Raw genomic sequence first — 17,570 nt, 5'->3', positions numbered from 1 at the left:
ACCGGCGCAACCCGGTCGCGGCAAGCAGTCTAGCCGTGCAAAGCTTCGCGTACCGCCTGCACAATGTCGGCTTCGTCCGGAAGGTACCCCTTGCGTCGCGCAGTCACCACCTGACCCGCTACCGCGACTTGGAAGACGCCGCCTTTTCCAGGGTTCAGCTCCGCGAGAAGGCCGAGTTCATCGGCTAAACTCTCCGCAGCCCTCTTGGCGCGGCTCTCATAGCCGCACGGCACACAATAGGTGATCGTGACCTGCTCGCGGCGTTCGACTCTCGTTGTTCCGTTGCCGGCTGCATGCTCAACATCTGCGGTCATCCGTTCCTCCATACCAGTTCAATACGGACGACCGTATTAACATCAGAGAACCTTGACTTCAATACGGTCGTACGTATTCTGGATGACATGCCCAAACCGTCCGCCAAGAACAAGATTATCGCCGCTGGCCTGACCGTGATGTTCCGCCAAGGCTATCACGGCGCCGGTGTGAGGGATGTCGTAGGCGAGGCCGGGGTTCCCCAGGGCTCGTTCACGAACCACTTCCGATCGAAAGAGGATTTCGCGGCTGAGGTTCTGAACCTCTACTTCGCCTCGATCCGGGAGCGGATCGCCGAGTCCATCCTCAATGGCGATCTTGCACCACGCGAGCGACTACGACGGTACCTGGACCTCATCTCGGATCGGCTCGCTGCCGATGGCTATGCGAGGGGATGCTTGATTGGAGACTTCAGCCTGGAAGTCGTCCAGGAGAGCGAAGCGCTGCGGCAGCATCTCATCGGGATCTACCGGGAGTGGCTGCAACCCTTTGCCGAGTGCATCGCAGAGGCTCAGGCAGCCGGTGAAATTGACAGCAAGTTCACTCCCCTGGATCTGGCGGAGTTTCTGCTTGCCTCCTGGGAAGGGGCGATCATGCGCATGAAAGTAGAGCGTTCGGATGCGCCGCTGAGGCGGTTCAAGGATATTGCTTTCGCTACGGTTTTCGGTCCGCGCGCGTCGTAGTCGCGATCTTGTCGTCTCGGGTATTCGGCGAGGAACTGAAAGGGTGACACCAACACCATGATGCACTCGGACCAGCTCCACATCGATGCCGATATCGTTCGCCAGATGGTCTTCGATCAGTTCCCGGAGTACCGCGACGAGCGGATCGAGCAGGTTGGCGCCGTTGGCACGGTCAATGCGATCTTCAGGATTGGATCGAGTGTAGCGGCAAGGTTCCCTCTGCGCGCCACGGATCCGGTCGAATGCACCGACATGCTGCGCAGCGAAGCCGCCGCGATGATGGAATTTGCGGCGCATTCTCCGTTTGCCTGCCCTCGCTCGATCGGGCTTGGTCAGCCCGGCCCGCTCTATCCGTTGCCTTGGGCGATGCAGACTTGGATCGGGGGCGATGTCGCCACGCCGGATGGGCTTGCTGCTTCTGCGACCTTAGCTCTCGACATAGCCAACCTGATCGCGTCGCTGCGCGCCGTGAACCCACATGGCCGTCGTTTTGATGGCCAAGGGAGGGGTGGCAGTCTTCCCGACCACGACGACTGGATGTCGACCTGTTTCGAGAACAGCGAGGGTCTTATGGACGTGCCTCGGCTCCGTCGCATCTGGGCTCGGCTGCGTGAGTTGCCGCCGTCCGGTCCCGACGTTATGAGCCACCGGGATCTTATTCCGGCGAACCTCCTCGTGCGTGGGGACCGCCTTGTGGGCGTGCTCGACACCGGCAGCTTCGGACCGGCCGATCCGGCGTTGGATCTTGTCGCCGCGTGGCATCTGCTTGATCGCAAGCAGCGCAAAATCGTGCGCGCTCAGCTTGGATCAAGTGAAGTCGAGTGGAAGCGCGGAGCGGCATGGGCCTTTCAGCAGGCCATGGGCCTGGTCTGGTACTACCGCAGCACCAACCCAGCAATGAGCGCACTTGGGCGCAGCACGCTCTCTCGCATCCTCGACGATCCGGAGATCTGATGCCAGCGTCGGACGCCGTCGGCGAGGTGGTGGCACTCGGGCCCGAAGTGACGCGTTTCCGCGTCGGCGATCGCGTCTTGGGACAGGTAGTTGCCGATTGGCCCGATGGTGATGCGCCGCCGGTGTTGCACAAGCAGACGCTGGGGGTGTCGCTGCCCGGGGTGCTGGCACGCCATGTGGTGTTCGGCGAGGACGCCGCGGTAATGGCACCGGCGAAGCCGCGACCTTGCCGATCGCGGCGCTCGCCGCCTGGTCCGCATTGGTCGAGTCCGGCCAGTCGCGGCCGGGCACGACTGTGCTTATCGAAGGAACCGGCGGCGTGGCGTTATTTGCGCTGCAATTCGCGCTGGCCTTCGGACAGGTGCCAATCGTGCTGTCCCGCCACGCCGACAAGCTCGAACGCACCCGGGCGCTCGGGGCAAAGCTCGGGGTCGATACCAGCGCGACACCCAACTGGACCGCCGAGGTGCGATCGCTCACCGGCGGGCGCGGCGTCAACCATGTGCTGGAGCTGATTGGCGGCGCCAATCTGCGGCAGTCGATCGAGACGGCAGCGGCCGACGGGCGAGTGTCCCTCATCGGCCAGCTTGCGGGCGCCGAGGTGACGTTGCCAACGCCGACGCTCACGCGCAACCGCATCACGCTCCAAGGGATCGCCACAGGCTCGCGGCGGCAGTTCGAGCGCATGAACACGGTAATCGAGGCGCTGGGCATCAGGCCGGTGATCGATGCCGTCTACCCGTTCGAAGCAGTACACGAGGCGTTCGAGCACCAGCGGCGCGGACCATTTGGCAAGGTTGTGATCGGCGTCGCCTGAAGGACCCGATCGACGAACCTCCGCTGGCGGGCCGCACCAACTGCGTCAATCCGCTCGCCCGTGCGACACCGTCGCGCAGGGTTTCGGCTTGCCCAACGCCTATCCTGAGGCTCTCCAAGCGAGGACGACGCCATGGCCCAGGACTTTGCTTATCCCAGCGACGGCGCGCTGCGCCGCTATTTTGCCGAGGGCGATTTCCTCGATGGGCAGTCGGTGCCGCTGCCGCATCCCGCCCCCGACGCCGCCGATCTGACCATCGCCACGTTCTTTCATATGCCCGGATGGGTCGTGGCCTTACTGGGGCTCCGCAACGCACTGGTTGCGCCGTTGGGTCTCAAGACCGGCGGACCCGAGGATTTGCGTCCTCCTACCCGCGAGGAAATCGTCAGCTGCAACTATGCCGGCATTTTTGCGGTGCACTCGGCGACACCAGATGAGGTAGTCCTGGGGGCCAACGACAAGCATCTCGACTTTCGCGTCTCGATCCTGCGGTCGGTGCATGACGACCTCGTCGCCATCAGCACCTGGGTGCGACCGCACAATGGTTTGGGTCGCGCCTACCTTGCGGTGGTCTATCCATTCCACCGCATCATCGTGGCGCGCTGCCTGGCCAACGCGGCACGAGCAGGCATCGCGGCGGCCTGACCTACTCTTCCGGAATCCTGGGCGTGATCGCCGGCATCCTGCTTCTTGTCGCCAACCGAGGGACGCAGCCCAGTCGGTCATGACCCGACGGGGGCAGCAGCTGACGCCAGAGTCGTCCATGCGCCCATGGCGAGGGTGATGACGGGCTCGAGTTCGGCCCGGCTGGCACCGTCGCGAGCCTGCATCGATAGGCCGTGCATCACAGTGGTGTAGTAGCGGGCGATGGCGTCGAGGCTGTCAGTCGAGACGGCAAGGTCGCCGTCTGGGTGGACCGATGAGCAGGCCTTGGGCCTGGTGGTGAACCTGCCGACCGCCGTAGCGGTGCTCAAGCCATTGGGACAACTCGCCTCCGGCCAGACGGTGCTCATTCACGCAGCAGCCGGCGCCACCGGCCAGGCGGCGGTCAAGATCGCAAAACACTACGGCGCTACGGTGATCGCCACCGCCTCCCAGGGCAAGCACGACATCGTTCGGTCATTGGGCGCCGATCACGTGCTCGACTCCCGCAGCGCCGATATCGCAGCCGAGGTGCTCCGCCTCACCGGAGATGCCGGCGTCGACCTGGTCATCGAGTCCGTAGGCGGTGACACCCTCGAAGCGAGCCTGAGGTCGGCGCGGCGCGTCACCGGACGCGTCATCGTCACGGGCCTGCTCGCCGGCGAGGCATCGCTCAGCAATTGGGACCTCGTCTACAAGCATCAGGTCCAGGTCGTCGGCTTCAACATGGGTATGCTGATCCGGGCCGCTCCGCAGATGTTCGGCGAGGTCATGGGCGAGCTGTTCAGGCTCATCGCAACTGGCGTGTTATCGCCCGTCCAGCCAACCATCTACGAACTCGCTGAGGGGCCGAAAGCCCTCGCGGAGTTGGCCGGCCGCTCCAGCGTCGGCAAGTTGGGGTTGAAGCTCTGAACTGGCGTCGCTCGTTCGCGCGGCGCAAAGCCTGGCCGCCTTGATCACAGGCTGGCTCTCGCCGCCCATTCCGTAGAGCGCCCCTCCGATCACGCCATCTGCATCGCGGCAAAAGCCGGCGCTATTGCCGTTCCGCAGCCCGGTGGTTCGCGAGCGAGGTCGGCATGGTCGTGGGTATCTCCGTCAGACCCTCGCGCCGCTGGAATTTCCACCTGCCACCGACTTTGACCAGCCTGTCGCGATGCCGCCCGAAGGCAGCGAGCGTCGGGCGGTCGTCCGCATGGCGAACGATCATTGCCCAACTGACATTGGTTTCGGCGCTCTCGCCAGTGAGCGTGACCAGCGGGTTGGAAATGATATGGAACGTTCGGCCCCGCTCGCTGCTGAGCCCCCCTTCAAGCAGGCTGCGAATAGCACTCGGTCCCGTCGCGCGCCCTAACGGCTCAAGGATCACTTCGCCGTCCTCGGCGAAGAGTGCCGCAAGCTTCGGCCAGTCCCGTTCATCTAGGTAATGTCCGTAGTCGGTGAAGAGGCGGTTGATCGCCTGCAAATCCTCGAGCCGTTGGAGGCGAATGGAGACGTCGGAATCGGAACGAATGGCCATAAAGCTCTCCTCAAGGGTGAACTGCCGCCATGGCGTGCGCCAGATGCGGTTCGATTGCGATGTTGGGGGAATGGTCGATCTGAGATCAGCGGGGCCGGCAAGCGGCATCGACCAAGAGTAGGTTGGCTCACCCTACCGCGCCCCGCAAGCGAATTGTGCCTGAGCCATCGCAGCCCGCCTCGTCAGCTCTCTTCCTGCAGCACTTGGACGCCCGCCAATGGCACCGCGGCAGGCGGCGGCAAGGTTGGGGTAGCAGCAGGTCGATGCCGCAGCGACAGGCCGAAGAGCGGCCTCAATACAGCGACACGGCGCACGACCTCGTACCCGATGGCACATCCGGCGATCGTGCCCAGCACGATGACTGAGGCCTCCCCCCAGAGTGGCAGGCCCGCGGCCCAGACGCCGAGACAGACAATCAGGGTCTGGTGCAGGATGTAGTAGGGAAAGACCGCCTCGCTCAGGTAGCGCAAAGCCGGGCTAGTCCGATTGAGATGGCGCTGGGCGTACCCGAGCAGGGCCGCGATCGTGGCCCAGCAATAGGCGATCCTCACCAAGCTCTGAACCCCCTCCCAAAGGCCGATCGCCGGAGTTGATAGCGACGCTGCCAGTCGCACCGCGCCGAGTGTCAGCGCGAGTGCGAGGGCCTGGTGCCGTGCCCGATCGATGGCCTGCCAGAAGGGCGGGCTCTTGGCTGCGAGATAGCCGAATACCAGCATGGTCAGCGAGTTGGCGTGGTTGAACCAATCGTCCACGATCGCATCGGTCACCGGAAAGGCATCGCTCAGAAGCGCATCGTAGGCGACGAAAGGGACGACCGGCAGCAGCAGAAGGGGCACGCCGGTCCGGCCTGCATAGAGGCGGTCGAATGGGCGGCGCAGCCACTCCAGTACTGGCCTGAGCGGCGCGAGGAGCAGCGTGTAGAGCAGGATATAAACGACGTACCAAAGGTGGTTGTATGTCGGGGTGATGATCGAGAACTCGAAGTCGAAATCAAGGTACTGCCACCAGAATGCGAGGTAGTCCGGCCCGACTTCCCCCTTGGCGAGGAGTTCGTAGTAAGCCTGCGGTGTCACGAAGACAAAAAAGCCGAAGAGGATCGGGATCCCCAGCCTTGCGAGCCGCTGCGGCAGCAGTCGGCGGGCCGGCAGCTTGTCCATAACGAACTTCAAAGCCACCCCCGAGATGAAGAACAGCAGCGGTAAGCGCCAGGGCGCGACGAGCCGCATGAGCGGCTCCAGGGCGTGCGAGACGAAGGGGCTCTTCACGTGCCAGTCCCAGGTCACGTAGAACATTCCGATGTGGTAGAAGATGAGAAAGCCGAAGGCGATGATGCGCAGCCAATCGATGTCGTAGCGGCGCATGTCGGGCGAGTGGGCGGGGGTCATGCCGGTCTCCTTGTGAGCGAGACCAGTAGGGCTAGGTGGGTAAGTCAGACCCGCCAATCGCCGAGGGACGAGTGCCGGCCCGGCGGGACGAGTGGCGGGCACCGGGGACGCGCGGCGGCGATGGGGGAGCAATGACGGAGCTTTCGGCAGAGCGCGCCGACGAACAAGCGATCGACCGCCGGGTATTGATGCGCGTCTGGGCCATCGCGTCACTTTTCTTCACGGCAGTGGCCGTGATCAACGCGCTGACGCTGATTACCGAAGCCGAGCGGGCCGGCGTCCCATATGACGCGCATGAGCCTTGGATACTCGAGGGCAGCAGTATCATCGTCCTGTTTCTGCTCGTGCCGGCAGTGGCTTGGTTCGAGCGGCGCTTCCCGTTCGCGGCCGACAGCTGGCAGCGTGTGCTGGGTTGGCACCTGCTCGGAAGCATCATGTTTGCCGCGGCGCATATCGCAGGCCTGTGGCTGCTCCGGACGCTGGTCTTCGGCGCTCTTGGCCAGCCCTACACCTTTCTGGGCGAGCCGCTGACCGACATGCTCTACGAGTATCGCAAAGACCTGTTGCCCTACGCGGTCATCATCCTCTTCCTGTCGCTCACCCGCGGGCTAGAACTGGCGAGGCGGGAGACTGCGATGGCGCGCCGCGATGCCCGTGACACTGGCCAGCTGACGCTGAAGTCCGGTGGGCGTACGGTTTTCCTTCATGCGACGTCGCTGGATTGGGCCGAGGCGGCCGGCAACTATGTCGAGATTCGTGCCAAGGGCGTCACCCACCTCGTACGTACCAGCCTTGCCGCGCTGGAACAGCAATTGGCCGAAGCGAGGGCGCCGGTGGCACGTGTGCACCGCTCGCGCCTGATCAACCGCGAGAAGGTTCGCGAGGTGGTTCCTACCGGGGACGGCGATGTCATCATCCGCATGCTGGACGGAACGGAGTTGCGCGGCTCGCGCAGATATCGGGACGCGCTGAAATAGCAGCCGTCGCCGGTCACGACCATCGGCTCGCGCGACTGGACACGAGTCTACCTGCTGCGTGGGCAGCAGCTGAGGCTTGTCTCTGACGGTAGAGCGCCGGCGCCGCGCCGGGGCAGGCTATTCCCATGAATCGAGCATCGTCTTGGACACGAAGTCGAGGTGCTCGTTCATCGCCGCGCGTGCGCCCTTTGAATCCGCTTTGACGATGCAATCCACGATGCGTTCGTGATCGGTAAGGATGTGCTCCCGTACCTCCTCGATATCGGCGAGATGCTGGTGGAAACGGCTGTCGACAGCTTCCGCTCTCATCGACCAGAGCTGATCGAGCACTTCTCGGAGTACGGAGTTTTGGGCGTAGTCCGCGATGGTCATATGCAAGGCGCGGTCGGTTTCCGTCGACCACACGCCGTCGCTCGCTTCGGACCTCATCCGAGCTATGACTGCCTGCAACCGCTCTTTTCCCGCCACATCGATATTCTGGCAGGCGAGCGTCGTTGCCTCGGGCTCCAGCAGCCGTCGAACGGTCATGATCTCTATCGGAGAGCGGCTCTGTTCCGGCAAGCCTTTCTGGCTCTTTTTCAACTTGCGGACGAAGGCGCCAACTCCCACCCGTATTTCGACCAGGCCGGCCACCTCCAACGCGATCAGCGCTTCGCGCACCGTCGGCCGCGAGACCCCGAGGTTCGCGGCCAAGTCGCGCTCTGAGGGGAGCTGCTCTCCCGGTTTAACCTCGCCAGCCAGAATCTGGTCGCGAATCTGATCAGCGATCTGGATGTACAGTTTGCGATTTGAGACAGCCTCAAGCCTGATCATATCACCCCTACCGCCGTCGCCCCTGGCCTCTGATGCTAGCGAACTCGTCATGCATAGCAACTCATCCCAAGGTGGTCACTGGTCTAGCCACTTGACAGCTAGTCTGCCTTGCCATCTGATACGCCTAACACGGAAACGCGCCGCCTGGGAGGGGACAGTTGCGTACTGAGGAGCAGGCGTCTCGACGCCTCCCCACCAATGACGACCCCTCGGTTCCGCTCGTCGAGATGAGCGGGATCGACAAGTCGTTCCCGGGCGTGCGAGCGTTGTCGGATGCCCAGTTTTCGGTCTTTGCGGGCGAAGTGCACGCCCTGATGGGCGAGAACGGCGCCGGCAAGTCGACGCTGATGAAGATCCTGTCGGGCATTTACCAGCGCGATGCCGGCGAGATCCGCGTCGATGGCAAGCCGGTGGAGATCGCCGGGCCGCGCGAGGCGCAAAAGCTCGGCATCGGCATCATCCATCAGGAACTGGCGCTGATGCGCGACCTGACGGCGGCGCAGAACATCTTCATCGGCCGAGAGCCGCGCAAGGGCCTGCTGCTCGACGAGCAAAAGCTCAATGCCGATGCTGCAGCCATCTTCAAGTCGATGAACCTGGCGCTCGATCCGCGCGTGCCGGTCGAAAGCCTCACCATCGCCAAGCAGCAGATGGTCGAGATCGCCAAGGCGCTCTCCTACCGCTCGCGCGTCCTCATCATGGACGAGCCGACCGCGGCGCTGACCGACAGCGAAATCGCCGAGCTCTTCACCATCATTGCCCGGCTGAAGGCCGACGGCGTCGGCATCATCTACATCTCGCACAAGATGGACGAGATCAAACGCATCTCGGACCGGGTGACGGTGATGCGCGACGGCGAGCACGTGGGCACAGTTCCCGCCGCCGATACGCCGATCGAAACCATCATCTCGATGATGGTGGGGCGCAAGCTGACCGACGAGGCGCTGGTCATCCCCGACACCAGCAAGGCCGAGATCGCGCTCGAGGTCCGTGGCCTGCGCCGCGGCAAGGAAATCCGCGACGTCGGCTTTTCGGTGCGGAAGGGTGAAATCCTCGGTCTCGCCGGCTTGATGGGCGCCGGCCGCACCGAAGTCGCCCGCGCCATCTTTGGCGCCGACCCGATCGAGGCCGGCGAAGTCCTCGTGCACGGCAACAAGGTCGAGATCCGGCGCCCGCAGGACGCGGTGCGAGCCGGCATCGGCTATCTCTCCGAGGACCGCAAGCAGTTCGGCCTCGCCACCGGGCTCGACGTCCGCAACAATATCGCACTGGCCTCGCTGTCGCGCTTCATCGGCCCCGGCGGCATCGTGCGCGATGGCGAGATGCGGCAGGTGGCCGAGCGCTTCATCAAGCAACTGTCCATCAAGACCCCTTCGGACACGCAGGAGGCGCGCCTGCTCTCGGGCGGCAACCAGCAGAAGGTGGTGATCGCCAAGTGGCTGCTGCGCGACTGCGAAATCCTGATCTTCGACGAGCCGACGCGCGGCATCGATGTCGGCGCTAAATCCGAGATTTACAAGCTCCTGAACTCGCTTGCCGCGCAGGGCCGTGCGATCATCGTCATCTCGTCCGAACTGCCCGAAATCCTGCGTCTCAGCCACCGCATTGCGGTGATGTGCGAGGGCCGGCTCACCGGCGTCCTGCCCGGCGGCGCCAGTCAGGAAGAGATCATGCGGCTCGCCACGCAGCGCGAAAGCGCGATGGCGCCCGAACCGAACAGCAAGGTGGCATAATGGCTATGACCGAAACGGCAGCCAAACCCGGACTTCTCGCCAGCATTCGTGGCTCAGGCGCTTATCATAAGCTGCTGGCCTTCTCCGGCCTGCTGGCGCTGCTGGTCGTCTTCTCGCTGGCCTCGCCCAATTTCCTGCAGACCGCCAACATCCTTGCCATCCTGCAGGCGACCTCGGTCAACGGCGTGCTCGCCATTGCCGCGACGCTGGTGATCATCACTGGCGGTATCGACCTGAGCGTCGGCACGCTGATGACCTTCTGCGCGGTCGTCGCCGGCGTCGTCCTCACCTATTGGAGCCTGCCGCTGCCACTGGGCGTCCTCGGAGCCATCCTCGCCGGCACCTTCAGCGGCCTCGTCTCGGGCACGGTGATCGCCAAGCTCAAGGTGCCGCCCTTCATCACCACGCTCGGCATGATGCTCATCCTCAAGGGCCTGTCGCTGGTGATCTCGGGCACCAAGCCGATCTATTTCAACTCAACGCCCGGCTTCAACCAGATCTCGCTCGGGTCGATCGTTGGTTCTGTCGTGCCGGTGATTCCCATCCCGAACGGCGTCTTGATCCTCTTTGTCGTGGCGGTCATCGCGAGCTTCGTCCTCACCCGCACCGCGCTCGGCCGCTACACCTTCGCGCTCGGTTCTAACGAAGAGGCAGTGCGCCTCTCAGGCGTCAATGTCGATCGCTGGAAGATCGCCGTCTACGCCTCCGCCGGCGCCGTCTGCGGCATCGCCGGCCTCCTCATCGCCTCGCGCCTCAACTCGGCGCAGCCGGCGCTGGGGCAAGGCTACGAACTCGATGCCATCGCCGCCGTGGTGATTGGCGGCACGTCGCTCTCGGGCGGCCGCGGCACGGTGCTCGGCACGCTGATCGGCGCGCTCATCATCTCGGTTCTCGCCAATGGCCTCCGCATCCTGTCGGTGGCGCAGGAATGGCAGACCGTGGTTACCGGCTCGATCATCATTCTGGCCGTGTATGCCGACATTCTGCGGCGCCGCAAACTTTAGGCGCCGGCTTTGCCTGCACCGACGCCAGGGTCGGTGCCAATAGCGAAGACGGCGAACAACGCCGCCACGACAACGAAGTCAAACCGGGAGGACACCCATATGCTTAGACGTACTCTGCTCGGCGCCGTCGGCGCTCTTGCACTTCTCGCCACCGCTGTTCCGGCGCAGGCGCAGGAATATGACATTGCCCTGATCTCCAAGGGCTTCCAGCATCAGTTCTGGCAGGCCGTGAAGGCCGGTGCCGACAAGGCCGGCGCTGAATTCAACGCCAAGGTGACCTTCGAAGGTCCCGATACCGAAGCCCAGGTCGACAAGCAGATGGACATGCTGTCCGCGGCCATCGCCCGCAAGCCCTCGGCGATCGGCTTTGCCGCGCTCGACAGCCAGGCAGCGACCCCGCTGCTGCAGCAGGCCAAGGATGCCGGCATTCCGGTCATCGCCTTCGACTCCGGCGTCGATAGCGACATCCCGCTGACCACTGCCACCACTGACAACGTCGCCGCGGCCGCGCTGGCTGCCGACAAGATGGCTGAACTGATCGGCGGCGAAGGCAAGGTTGCCGTGGTTGCCCACGACCAGACCAGCCGCACTGGTATCGACCGCGTCAAGGGCTTCACCGAGCAGATCAAGGCAAAGTACCCCAAGATCGAAGTCGTCTCGGTGCAGTACGGTGCCGGCGACCAGCTGCAGTCGACCGAAATCACCAAGTCGATCCTGCTGGCCAACCCGGACCTCAAGGGCATCTTCGGCGCCAATGAAGGTTCGGCTCTCGGTGTGCTCAACGGCAAGAAGGAGCTCAGCTCCAACATCGTCGTGATCGGCTATGACTCGGGCGCTGCCCAGAAAGCCGCCATCCTCGATGGTTCGATGGCCGGCGCCATCACCCAGAACCCGGTCGGCATCGGTTACGAGACCGTCAAGGCTGCCATCGCGGCCCTGAAGGGCGAGACCCTGCCCAAGGTCATCGACACCGGCTTCTTCTGGTACGACAAGACCAACATGGACGCGCCGGAAATCGCCGCAGTTCTCTACGACTGATCTCTCCCGCCGGGCAGGCTCGCCTGCCCGGCACCCCTTTCATTTATCACTTTCCGGCTTGCTGCCATGACCAAGATCACCACGCTCAGCACCCACGACCTCCGCTTTCCGACGTCGGCCTCGCTCGACGGCTCGGATGCGATGAACCCCGATCCCGATTACTCCGCGGCCTATGTGGTGCTGGGTACCGACGGGCCGCTCGAAGGTCACGGCCTCACCTTCACTATCGGCCGCGGCAACGAGGTGGTGGTGGCAGCGATCGAGGCACTACGCGACCGCGTCATCGGCCTCGAACTCGACTGGATCGCAGAGAACCCCGGCCGCTTCTGGCGCCAAGTCACCGGCGACAGCCAGCTGCGCTGGATCGGCCCCGACAAGGGCGCGATGCACCTCGCGACCGGCGCCGTGGTCAACGCGGTGTGGGACCTCCTCGCCAAGCGCGCCAACAAACCCGTCTGGCGCTACGTCGCCGACATGACGCCCGAACAGCTCGTCTCGATCATCGACTTCCGCTATCTGACCGACGCCATCACCCCCGACGAAGCCCTCGCCATCTTCAGGAACGCCGAAGCCGGCAAGGTCGAGCGGATCGCCGAGCTCGAGGCGAATGGCTACCCCTGCTACACCACCTCAGCGGGCTGGCTCGGCTATTCGAACGAGAAGCTGACGCGGCTTGCCACCGAAGCTGTGGAAGCCGGCTTCTCCCACATCAAGATGAAGGTCGGCCGCGACCTCGCCGACGACATCCGCCGGCTCGAGATCGTCCGCCGTATAATGGGCCCTGACCGTTTCCTGATGATCGACGCCAACCAGGTGTGGGAGGTCGATCAGGCGATCGACTGGGTGACCCAGCTCAAGCGCTTCAGCCCCTATTTCATCGAGGAACCGACCAGCCCCGACGACGTCGAGGGTCACCGCAAGATCCGCGAAGCCGTGGCGCCGGTGAAGGTGGCGACCGGCGAGATGTGCCAGAACCGCATCCTGTTCAAGCAGTTCATCACCCGCGGCGCCATCGACATCGTCCAGATCGACGCCTGCCGCATCGGCGGCCTCAACGAGGTACTGTCGGTCCTGCTGATGGCCGCCAAATACGGCCTCCCGGTCTGGCCCCACGCCGGCGGTGTCGGCCTCTGCGAATATGTCCAGCACCTGTCGATGATCGACTACCTGGCCGTCTCGGGCACCAAGACAGGCCGGGTGATCGAGTATGTCGACCACCTGCACGAGCACTTCATCGATCCCTGCGTGATCGAGAAAGCTGCCTACATGCCGCCGAAGCTGCCGGGCTTCTCCATCGAGATGAAACCCGCCTCGATCGCGGAAAACTCATTCTCGAAGTGAACGCGCGCGCATTGGGCGGCCTTCCGAAGTCAGGCGCTTGTGGCGGATGCTGCGAGCCCCCTGCCCTCTACCAGCGTCAGTTCGGTGCCGACCACTTGCCGCATGCTGTCAGCCGACCGAGCAGCGTCGCCGGCCTCAATTGCATAGACCAGCTCGGCGTGAACGGCGGTAACCGCCGCGCGGGTGTCGTCGTCGCCGATCGCCGCGGCAAGGGCCACTGTCAGCTCCACGAGCCCGAGCGCCGAACGGAGCAACTGGTTGCCGGATGCTTCGGCGATGATCCGGTGGATTTCGAGGTTGGCCAGCGCGTGAGACTCGACGCTGTCGGCTGCGATCTCCATCTGATGCACCCAGTATTTCATGAGACGGACGTGCTCGGCGGTGCGCTTCTGACAGGCAAGCTCAGCCGCCCTGCTCTCGAGGGCGAGCCTGATGTCGAACAGCCCCTTATGGAACCCAGGGGCCGGCTCCGCCTCGAAGTGCCACGCGAGGACTTGCTGATCGAAGAAATTCCAATGCGTCTGAGGCGTGACGCGAGTGCCCACCTTGGGCCGTGCTTCCACGAGGCCCTTGGCCTCGAGCGTTCGCAGCGCCTCACGCAGCACCGTTCGGGACACACCGTAGCGCTCCATCATCGCAGCGTCGCTCGGTAGGATGGAACCCACCGGAAACCGGCCCGTAACGATGCCCAGACCGATCTCGTTGATGACGAACGTATGGTAGTTCCGCGCAGCCAGCCGCCCACCGATCGAGCGAATGAGGCTGCCTGGTTCGCTCATGCTACGCTTTCTGGGGCGACTTATCTCCCCGTGCCGAGGCGGCGAATACGAGGCGCTGCAGCACGATGAAGAGGAACAGCAGCGCGCCGATGACGATCTTGGTCCACCAGCTCGAAAGGGTGCCGTCGAAGATGATGTAGGTCTGGACCAGGCCCAGCAGCATCACACCTACGAACGTGCCGAGCACGAAGCCATAGCCGCCGGTCAACAGCGTGCCGCCGATAACCACCGCCCCGATCGCATCGAGCTCGACCCCCGCCGCAGCCAGCGGATAACCCGCGGAGGTATATAGCGAGAATACGATTCCCGCCAAACTCGCGAGCACGCTCGACAGCATGTAGATCTGCACCGTCGTGCGGGCGACCGGCACGCCCATCAGCGAGGCCGAGGTGGTGTTGCCGCCCAGCGCGAAGACGTAGGAGCCGAACCGAGTCCGGTGCGCGAGGATCGCGCCGATCGCAAAAACAGCGACCATCAGCAGCCCGATGAAACTCAACCGCCCGCCACCCGGCAGCTTGAAATAGAGCGACGAGAGCAGGTCGTAGAACTCGTGGTTGATCGGCACGGAGTCCTGCGTGATCACCGAGGCGCCACCGCGCGCGAGGAACATGCCGGCGAGCGTCACGATGAAGGCCGGGACCTGCAGGTAATGCACCGCAAGCCCCATCAGCGCCCCGAAAGCCGCGGCCACCGCTATGGCGATGGCGAAGGCGACCAACGGATGCACACCGAACCAGCTGATCAGCACTGCAACGAGCACGCCGGTGAAGCCGATCACCGCGCCGACCGAGAGGTCGATGCCGCCCGAGAGGATGACGAAGGTCATGCCGACCGCGGTGATACCGAGGAAGGCATTGTCGGTCAGGAAATTACCGAGCACGCGGGTCGACAACATACCCGGGAACTGGGCGACCGCGAGAGCGTAGGCGATGGCGAAGATGATGACCGTCGCAAGTAGCGGTCGGAGGCTGCGGTTCATCGGGCCGATCCCTTGGAAATGCGCTGCCGGTACCAGCCGACGGCGCGCCCGGCCAAGGGCGACTGGATGACGAGGATCAGGCTGATCATCCCGGCCTTCACCACGAGGTTGAACTCTGGCGGGAAGCCCGAAACGAGGATGCCGGTGTTCATCGCCTGGATGATCAGCGCTCCGATCACCGACATGACGAGCGAGAACCGCCCACCGAGCAGCGAAGTGCCGCCGATGACCACGGCAAGGATGGCGTCGAGCTCGAGCCAGAGCCCGGCATTGTTGGCGTCGGCGCCACGGATATCGGCCGCAACGATGATGCCAGCGATGCCAGCGCAGAAGCCGCTGAGCCCATAGACCATCAGCAGCAGCAACCGGCTGCGGATACCGGCGAGAGTCGCCGCCGAACGGTTGACGCCGACCGCCTCGATGAACAGTCCGATGGCAGTCTTGCGCACCGCGAAGGTGACGATAACCAGCAGCGCCAAGGCGATCACGACCGGCATCGGCAGCCCAACAAAGGAACCAGTGCCGACGAAGATCAGCGCCGGATCGGAAAAGGTGACGATCGAGCCTTCGGTGATGAGCTGCGCGAGGCCGCGGCCGGCAACCATCAGCACGAGGGTGGCGATGATCGGCTGGATGTCGAGCAAGGCGACGAGCACGCCGTTCCAGAGCCCGCACAGCAGGCCAACACCAAGTGCGGCGCCGATGGCAATGGGGGCCGGGTAACCATTGACGACGAGCGTCGCGGCCACGGCGCCGGTCATCGCCATCACTGCGCCCACGGACAGGTCGACGCCTTTGGTCGCAATCACCGCTGTCATGCCGATGGCGAGAATGGCAACCGGGGCGCCGCGGTTGAGCACGTCGATCAGGCTGCCGAACAGGCGCCCGTCCTGCCAGTCGATGCGGAAGAAACCGGGGAAGAGCAGCCAGTTGAGGATCAGCACGCCCGCGAGTGCGAGGGTCTGGGCGTTGATGAATCGGCCAAGCGCCAGGCTCTTCATGCTGCGGCCTCGTCGTTGTGCGCCGCGATCGCCTGGACGATGACGCCGGGATTGATGTTCGCGCCGCGAAGTTCTGCCACCATTTCCCGGTCCCGCATCACCACGATGCGCGACGAATAGGCCACCACTTCGTCGAGTTCGGACGAGATCACCACCAGCGCCAGCCCGTCGTCGCGCAGCCGGTTGATGGTGCGGACGATCTCGGCGTGGGCGCCCACGTCGATGCCGCGAGTAGGCTCGTCAAGGATCAGGAACGCCGGGTCGGTGGCGAGCCAGCGGGCGAGGATCACCTTCTGCTGGTTGCCACCCGAAAGCAGCTTCACCGGCATTTCGAGCGAGGCAGCACGGATGTCCATGGCTTCGCCGAACTTGCCGGCGAGCTCGAACTGCTCGTCACGGCTGAGGGCGCTGAACCAGCCCAGCTTGCCCTGCAGCGCAATGGCGATATTCTCGCGCACGCTCAAATCGCCGAAAATGCCCTGCGCCTTACGATCCTCGGGGCAGAAGCCGAACCCCTTGGCGATGGCGTCGCCGGGGTTGCGGATATCGACCCGCTTGCCGTTGATCGAGACCGAGCCTTCGTCGGCGGCGTCGATGCCGAACATGGCGCGCGCCATCTCGGTGCGGCCCGATCCGAGCAGCCCAGCAACGCCGATCACTTCGCCCTTGTGGATGGTCAGCGAAAACGGCTGCACGCTGCGCTTCCTGCCGTAGCCCTCATACTGGATGAGGACCTCGGTCGCGGGGCGCTCGGCTTCGATGCTGGTCGAACCGGAGAACGCCACGTCCTTGCCCAGCATCTTGCGAACGACGTCGGTACGGGTTAGCTCGTTGAGCGGGCGCGTCTCGACCAGCCGGCCGTTACGCAGGATCGTCACGCGATCAGCGACGGCAAAGACCTGGTCGAGGAAGTGGGTGATGAAGACGATGGCGAGCCCGTCTTTCTTGAGGCTCGTGATGACTTCGAACAGCCGCTCGACCTCGTTGCGGTCGAGGCTGGCGGTGGGTTCGTCGAGAATGAGGACCTTGCCCGAAAGCTGCACGGCGCGGGCGATGGCGACGATCTGCTGCACCGCCACCGAATGGCTGCCAAGCTCCGTCGCCGGGTCGATATTGAGGTCGTAGCGCTTGAGCAGGGTGCGCGCGTCGCGCAGCATCTTGCGGCGGTCGACAAGCCCGAAGCGGATCGGCTGATGGCCGAGGAAAAGGTTCTCCGCCACCGATCGGTTCGGCAGCAGGTTCACTTCCTGGTACACCGTGCCGATGCCAAAGGATTGGGAATGCAGCGGGCTGTGAAGCGTCACCGGGGCGCCGTCGACCAGTACTTCGCCACCGTCCGGCTTGTGCGCGCCGGTCAGGATCTTGATGAGCGTCGACTTGCCAGCGCCGTTCTCGCCCAGCAGCGCATGCACCTCGCCTGGCAGGAGGCCGAAATCGACTGCGTCGAGCGCCGTGTGGTTCCCGAAAATCTTGGAAACCGCGCGCGCCTCCATTCTGAAGGCCGTCTGCTGCACTTCACCCCCCGAGGTCGCGTGCCACCCGTGCTCCCGACATGGGCGACGCCTCGCCGGCCGGAGCCGGCGAGGCGCGATCTTT

19 protein-coding genes and 1 pseudogene are annotated in these 17,570 nt (G+C 64.3%); 11 read left to right on the top strand and 9 right to left on the bottom strand.

The features are described from left to right. Positions 1–29: 29 nt before the first annotated feature. Positions 30–314: a SelT/SelW/SelH family protein gene (locus AC1DWU_RS03360; RefSeq protein ID WP_477148551.1), complete on the bottom strand. Its 285-nt coding sequence runs from the start codon at positions 312–314 to the stop codon at positions 30–32. Between the two features lie 87 nt (positions 315–401). On the opposite strand from AC1DWU_RS03360, the gene AC1DWU_RS03355 reads away from it, so the two are divergent. The 5 genes and pseudogenes from AC1DWU_RS03355 to AC1DWU_RS03335 all read left to right on the top strand — a co-directional run bounded on the left by AC1DWU_RS03355 (position 402) and on the right by AC1DWU_RS03335 (position 3,411). Further along, complete coding sequence (locus AC1DWU_RS03355; protein WP_477148550.1) at positions 402–995, top strand: TetR/AcrR family transcriptional regulator; 594 nt, start codon at positions 402–404, stop codon at positions 993–995. A 57-nt stretch (positions 996–1,052) separates the two neighbouring features. Further along, complete coding sequence (locus AC1DWU_RS03350) at positions 1,053–1,949, top strand: phosphotransferase (protein ID WP_477148549.1); 897 nt, start codon at positions 1,053–1,055, stop codon at positions 1,947–1,949. Next, positions 1,835–2,101: pseudogene (locus tag AC1DWU_RS03345) on the top strand (alcohol dehydrogenase catalytic domain-containing protein); the annotation flags it as partial. The gene AC1DWU_RS03350 and the pseudogene AC1DWU_RS03345, both read left to right, overlap by 115 nt. A 74-nt stretch (positions 2,102–2,175) precedes the next feature. Beyond that, positions 2,176–2,766, top strand: a complete 591-nt coding sequence (locus AC1DWU_RS03340; protein ID WP_477148548.1) for a zinc-dependent alcohol dehydrogenase family protein — start codon at positions 2,176–2,178, stop codon at positions 2,764–2,766. A gap of 132 nt (positions 2,767–2,898) precedes the next feature. After that, entirely contained in the window at positions 2,899–3,411 is a 513-nt protein-coding gene (locus AC1DWU_RS03335; protein ID WP_477148547.1) for a DUF2867 domain-containing protein, read from the top strand. Between the two features lie 77 nt (positions 3,412–3,488). On the opposite strand, the gene AC1DWU_RS03330 is transcribed toward AC1DWU_RS03335, so the two are convergent. Further along, positions 3,489–3,740: a hypothetical protein gene (locus AC1DWU_RS03330; protein WP_477148546.1), complete on the bottom strand. Its 252-nt coding sequence runs from the start codon at positions 3,738–3,740 to the stop codon at positions 3,489–3,491. A gap of 4 nt (positions 3,741–3,744) precedes the next feature. Between AC1DWU_RS03330 and AC1DWU_RS03325 the strand changes: the two genes are divergently transcribed. Beyond that, positions 3,745–4,320: a zinc-binding dehydrogenase gene (locus AC1DWU_RS03325; protein WP_477148545.1), complete on the top strand. Its 576-nt coding sequence runs from the start codon at positions 3,745–3,747 to the stop codon at positions 4,318–4,320. Positions 4,321–4,441: 121 nt separating this feature from the next. On the opposite strand, the gene AC1DWU_RS03320 is transcribed toward AC1DWU_RS03325, so the two are convergent. Then, complete coding sequence (locus tag AC1DWU_RS03320; protein WP_477148544.1) at positions 4,442–4,924, bottom strand: nuclear transport factor 2 family protein; 483 nt, start codon at positions 4,922–4,924, stop codon at positions 4,442–4,444. 182 nt (positions 4,925–5,106) lie between these two features. Then, on the bottom strand, positions 5,107–6,309 hold the full coding sequence (locus AC1DWU_RS03315; protein ID WP_477148543.1) for an acyltransferase family protein: 1,203 nt from the start codon (positions 6,307–6,309) through the stop codon (positions 5,107–5,109). Between the two features lie 131 nt (positions 6,310–6,440). On the opposite strand from AC1DWU_RS03315, the gene AC1DWU_RS03310 reads away from it, so the two are divergent. Next, on the top strand, positions 6,441–7,286 hold the full coding sequence (locus AC1DWU_RS03310; protein WP_477148542.1) for a LytTR family DNA-binding domain-containing protein: 846 nt from the start codon (positions 6,441–6,443) through the stop codon (positions 7,284–7,286). A 117-nt stretch (positions 7,287–7,403) separates the two neighbouring features. Here AC1DWU_RS03310 and AC1DWU_RS03305 read toward each other — a convergent pair whose 3' ends face one another. Further along, complete coding sequence (locus AC1DWU_RS03305) at positions 7,404–8,099, bottom strand: FadR/GntR family transcriptional regulator (protein WP_477148541.1); 696 nt, start codon at positions 8,097–8,099, stop codon at positions 7,404–7,406. A gap of 227 nt (positions 8,100–8,326) precedes the next feature. Between AC1DWU_RS03305 and AC1DWU_RS03300 the strand changes: the two genes are divergently transcribed. The 4 genes from AC1DWU_RS03300 (at position 8,327) to AC1DWU_RS03285 (ending at position 13,215) form a co-directional block, all read left to right on the top strand. After that, positions 8,327–9,832: a sugar ABC transporter ATP-binding protein gene (locus AC1DWU_RS03300; RefSeq protein ID WP_477149052.1), complete on the top strand. Its 1,506-nt coding sequence runs from the start codon at positions 8,327–8,329 to the stop codon at positions 9,830–9,832. Beyond that, positions 9,832–10,836 (top strand): ABC transporter permease, encoded by a 1,005-nt coding sequence (locus tag AC1DWU_RS03295; RefSeq protein ID WP_477148540.1) that lies wholly within the window; start codon positions 9,832–9,834, stop codon positions 10,834–10,836. Before AC1DWU_RS03300 ends, AC1DWU_RS03295 begins: the two co-directional genes overlap by 1 nt. Before the next feature lie 99 nt (positions 10,837–10,935). Then, entirely contained in the window at positions 10,936–11,874 is a 939-nt protein-coding gene (locus tag AC1DWU_RS03290; RefSeq protein ID WP_477148539.1) for a substrate-binding domain-containing protein, read from the top strand. Between the two features lie 66 nt (positions 11,875–11,940). Next, positions 11,941–13,215 (top strand): L-fuconate dehydratase, encoded by a 1,275-nt coding sequence (locus AC1DWU_RS03285; RefSeq protein WP_477148538.1) that lies wholly within the window; start codon positions 11,941–11,943, stop codon positions 13,213–13,215. 29 nt (positions 13,216–13,244) lie between these two features. Here the strand turns inward: AC1DWU_RS03285 and AC1DWU_RS03280 are convergent, their stop codons facing one another. The 4 genes from AC1DWU_RS03280 to AC1DWU_RS03265 are packed head-to-tail and all read right to left on the bottom strand — an operon-like array spanning position 13,245 to position 17,467. Then, the gene (locus AC1DWU_RS03280) at positions 13,245–13,994 is read right to left on the bottom strand and encodes a FadR/GntR family transcriptional regulator (protein ID WP_477148537.1); all 750 of its coding nucleotides are present in this window, start codon (positions 13,992–13,994) and stop codon (positions 13,245–13,247) included. A gap of 1 nt (position 13,995) precedes the next feature. Beyond that, entirely contained in the window at positions 13,996–14,973 is a 978-nt protein-coding gene (gene yjfF / locus AC1DWU_RS03275; RefSeq protein ID WP_477148536.1) for a galactofuranose ABC transporter, permease protein YjfF, read from the bottom strand. Continuing rightward, positions 14,970–15,974, bottom strand: coding sequence for an ABC transporter permease (locus AC1DWU_RS03270; protein WP_477148535.1), 1,005 nt, complete (start codon positions 15,972–15,974; stop codon positions 14,970–14,972). Before AC1DWU_RS03270 ends, yjfF begins: the two co-directional genes overlap by 4 nt. Continuing rightward, a complete protein-coding gene (locus AC1DWU_RS03265; protein ID WP_477149051.1) occupies positions 15,971–17,467 on the bottom strand; it encodes a sugar ABC transporter ATP-binding protein in 1,497 nt (498 codons plus the stop codon). The genes AC1DWU_RS03270 and AC1DWU_RS03265 overlap by 4 nt, the downstream gene beginning before the upstream one ends. Positions 17,468–17,570 lie beyond the last annotated feature (103 nt).

Source organism: Devosia sp. P2_G7, from assembly GCF_056403495.1.
This window is presented reverse-complemented; position numbering and strand designations above follow the sequence as displayed.

Excerpts from the sequence above, each read along its gene's own strand:
- AC1DWU_RS03295 (WP_477148540.1), top strand. The coding sequence starts at position 9,832 with ATGGCTATGACCGAAACGGCAGCCAAACCCGGACTTCTCGCCAGCATT.
- AC1DWU_RS03265 (WP_477149051.1), bottom strand. The coding sequence starts at position 17,467 with ATGGAGGCGCGCGCGGTTTCCAAGATTTTCGGGAACCACACGGCGCTC.
- AC1DWU_RS03290 (WP_477148539.1), top strand. The coding sequence starts at position 10,936 with ATGCTTAGACGTACTCTGCTCGGCGCCGTCGGCGCTCTTGCACTTCTC.
- AC1DWU_RS03310 (WP_477148542.1), top strand. The coding sequence starts at position 6,441 with ATGACGGAGCTTTCGGCAGAGCGCGCCGACGAACAAGCGATCGACCGC.
- AC1DWU_RS03300 (WP_477149052.1), top strand. The coding sequence starts at position 8,327 with ATGAGCGGGATCGACAAGTCGTTCCCGGGCGTGCGAGCGTTGTCGGAT.
- AC1DWU_RS03335 (WP_477148547.1), top strand. The coding sequence starts at position 2,899 with ATGGCCCAGGACTTTGCTTATCCCAGCGACGGCGCGCTGCGCCGCTAT.
- AC1DWU_RS03320 (WP_477148544.1), bottom strand. The coding sequence starts at position 4,924 with ATGGCCATTCGTTCCGATTCCGACGTCTCCATTCGCCTCCAACGGCTC.
- AC1DWU_RS03285 (WP_477148538.1), top strand. The coding sequence starts at position 11,941 with ATGACCAAGATCACCACGCTCAGCACCCACGACCTCCGCTTTCCGACG.
- AC1DWU_RS03280 (WP_477148537.1), bottom strand. The coding sequence starts at position 13,994 with ATGAGCGAACCAGGCAGCCTCATTCGCTCGATCGGTGGGCGGCTGGCT.
- yjfF (WP_477148536.1), bottom strand. The coding sequence starts at position 14,973 with ATGAACCGCAGCCTCCGACCGCTACTTGCGACGGTCATCATCTTCGCC.
- AC1DWU_RS03355 (WP_477148550.1), top strand. The coding sequence starts at position 402 with ATGCCCAAACCGTCCGCCAAGAACAAGATTATCGCCGCTGGCCTGACC.
- AC1DWU_RS03270 (WP_477148535.1), bottom strand. The coding sequence starts at position 15,974 with ATGAAGAGCCTGGCGCTTGGCCGATTCATCAACGCCCAGACCCTCGCA.
- AC1DWU_RS03360 (WP_477148551.1), bottom strand. The coding sequence starts at position 314 with ATGACCGCAGATGTTGAGCATGCAGCCGGCAACGGAACAACGAGAGTC.
- AC1DWU_RS03350 (WP_477148549.1), top strand. The coding sequence starts at position 1,053 with ATGATGCACTCGGACCAGCTCCACATCGATGCCGATATCGTTCGCCAG.
- AC1DWU_RS03315 (WP_477148543.1), bottom strand. The coding sequence starts at position 6,309 with ATGACCCCCGCCCACTCGCCCGACATGCGCCGCTACGACATCGATTGG.
- AC1DWU_RS03305 (WP_477148541.1), bottom strand. The coding sequence starts at position 8,099 with ATGATCAGGCTTGAGGCTGTCTCAAATCGCAAACTGTACATCCAGATC.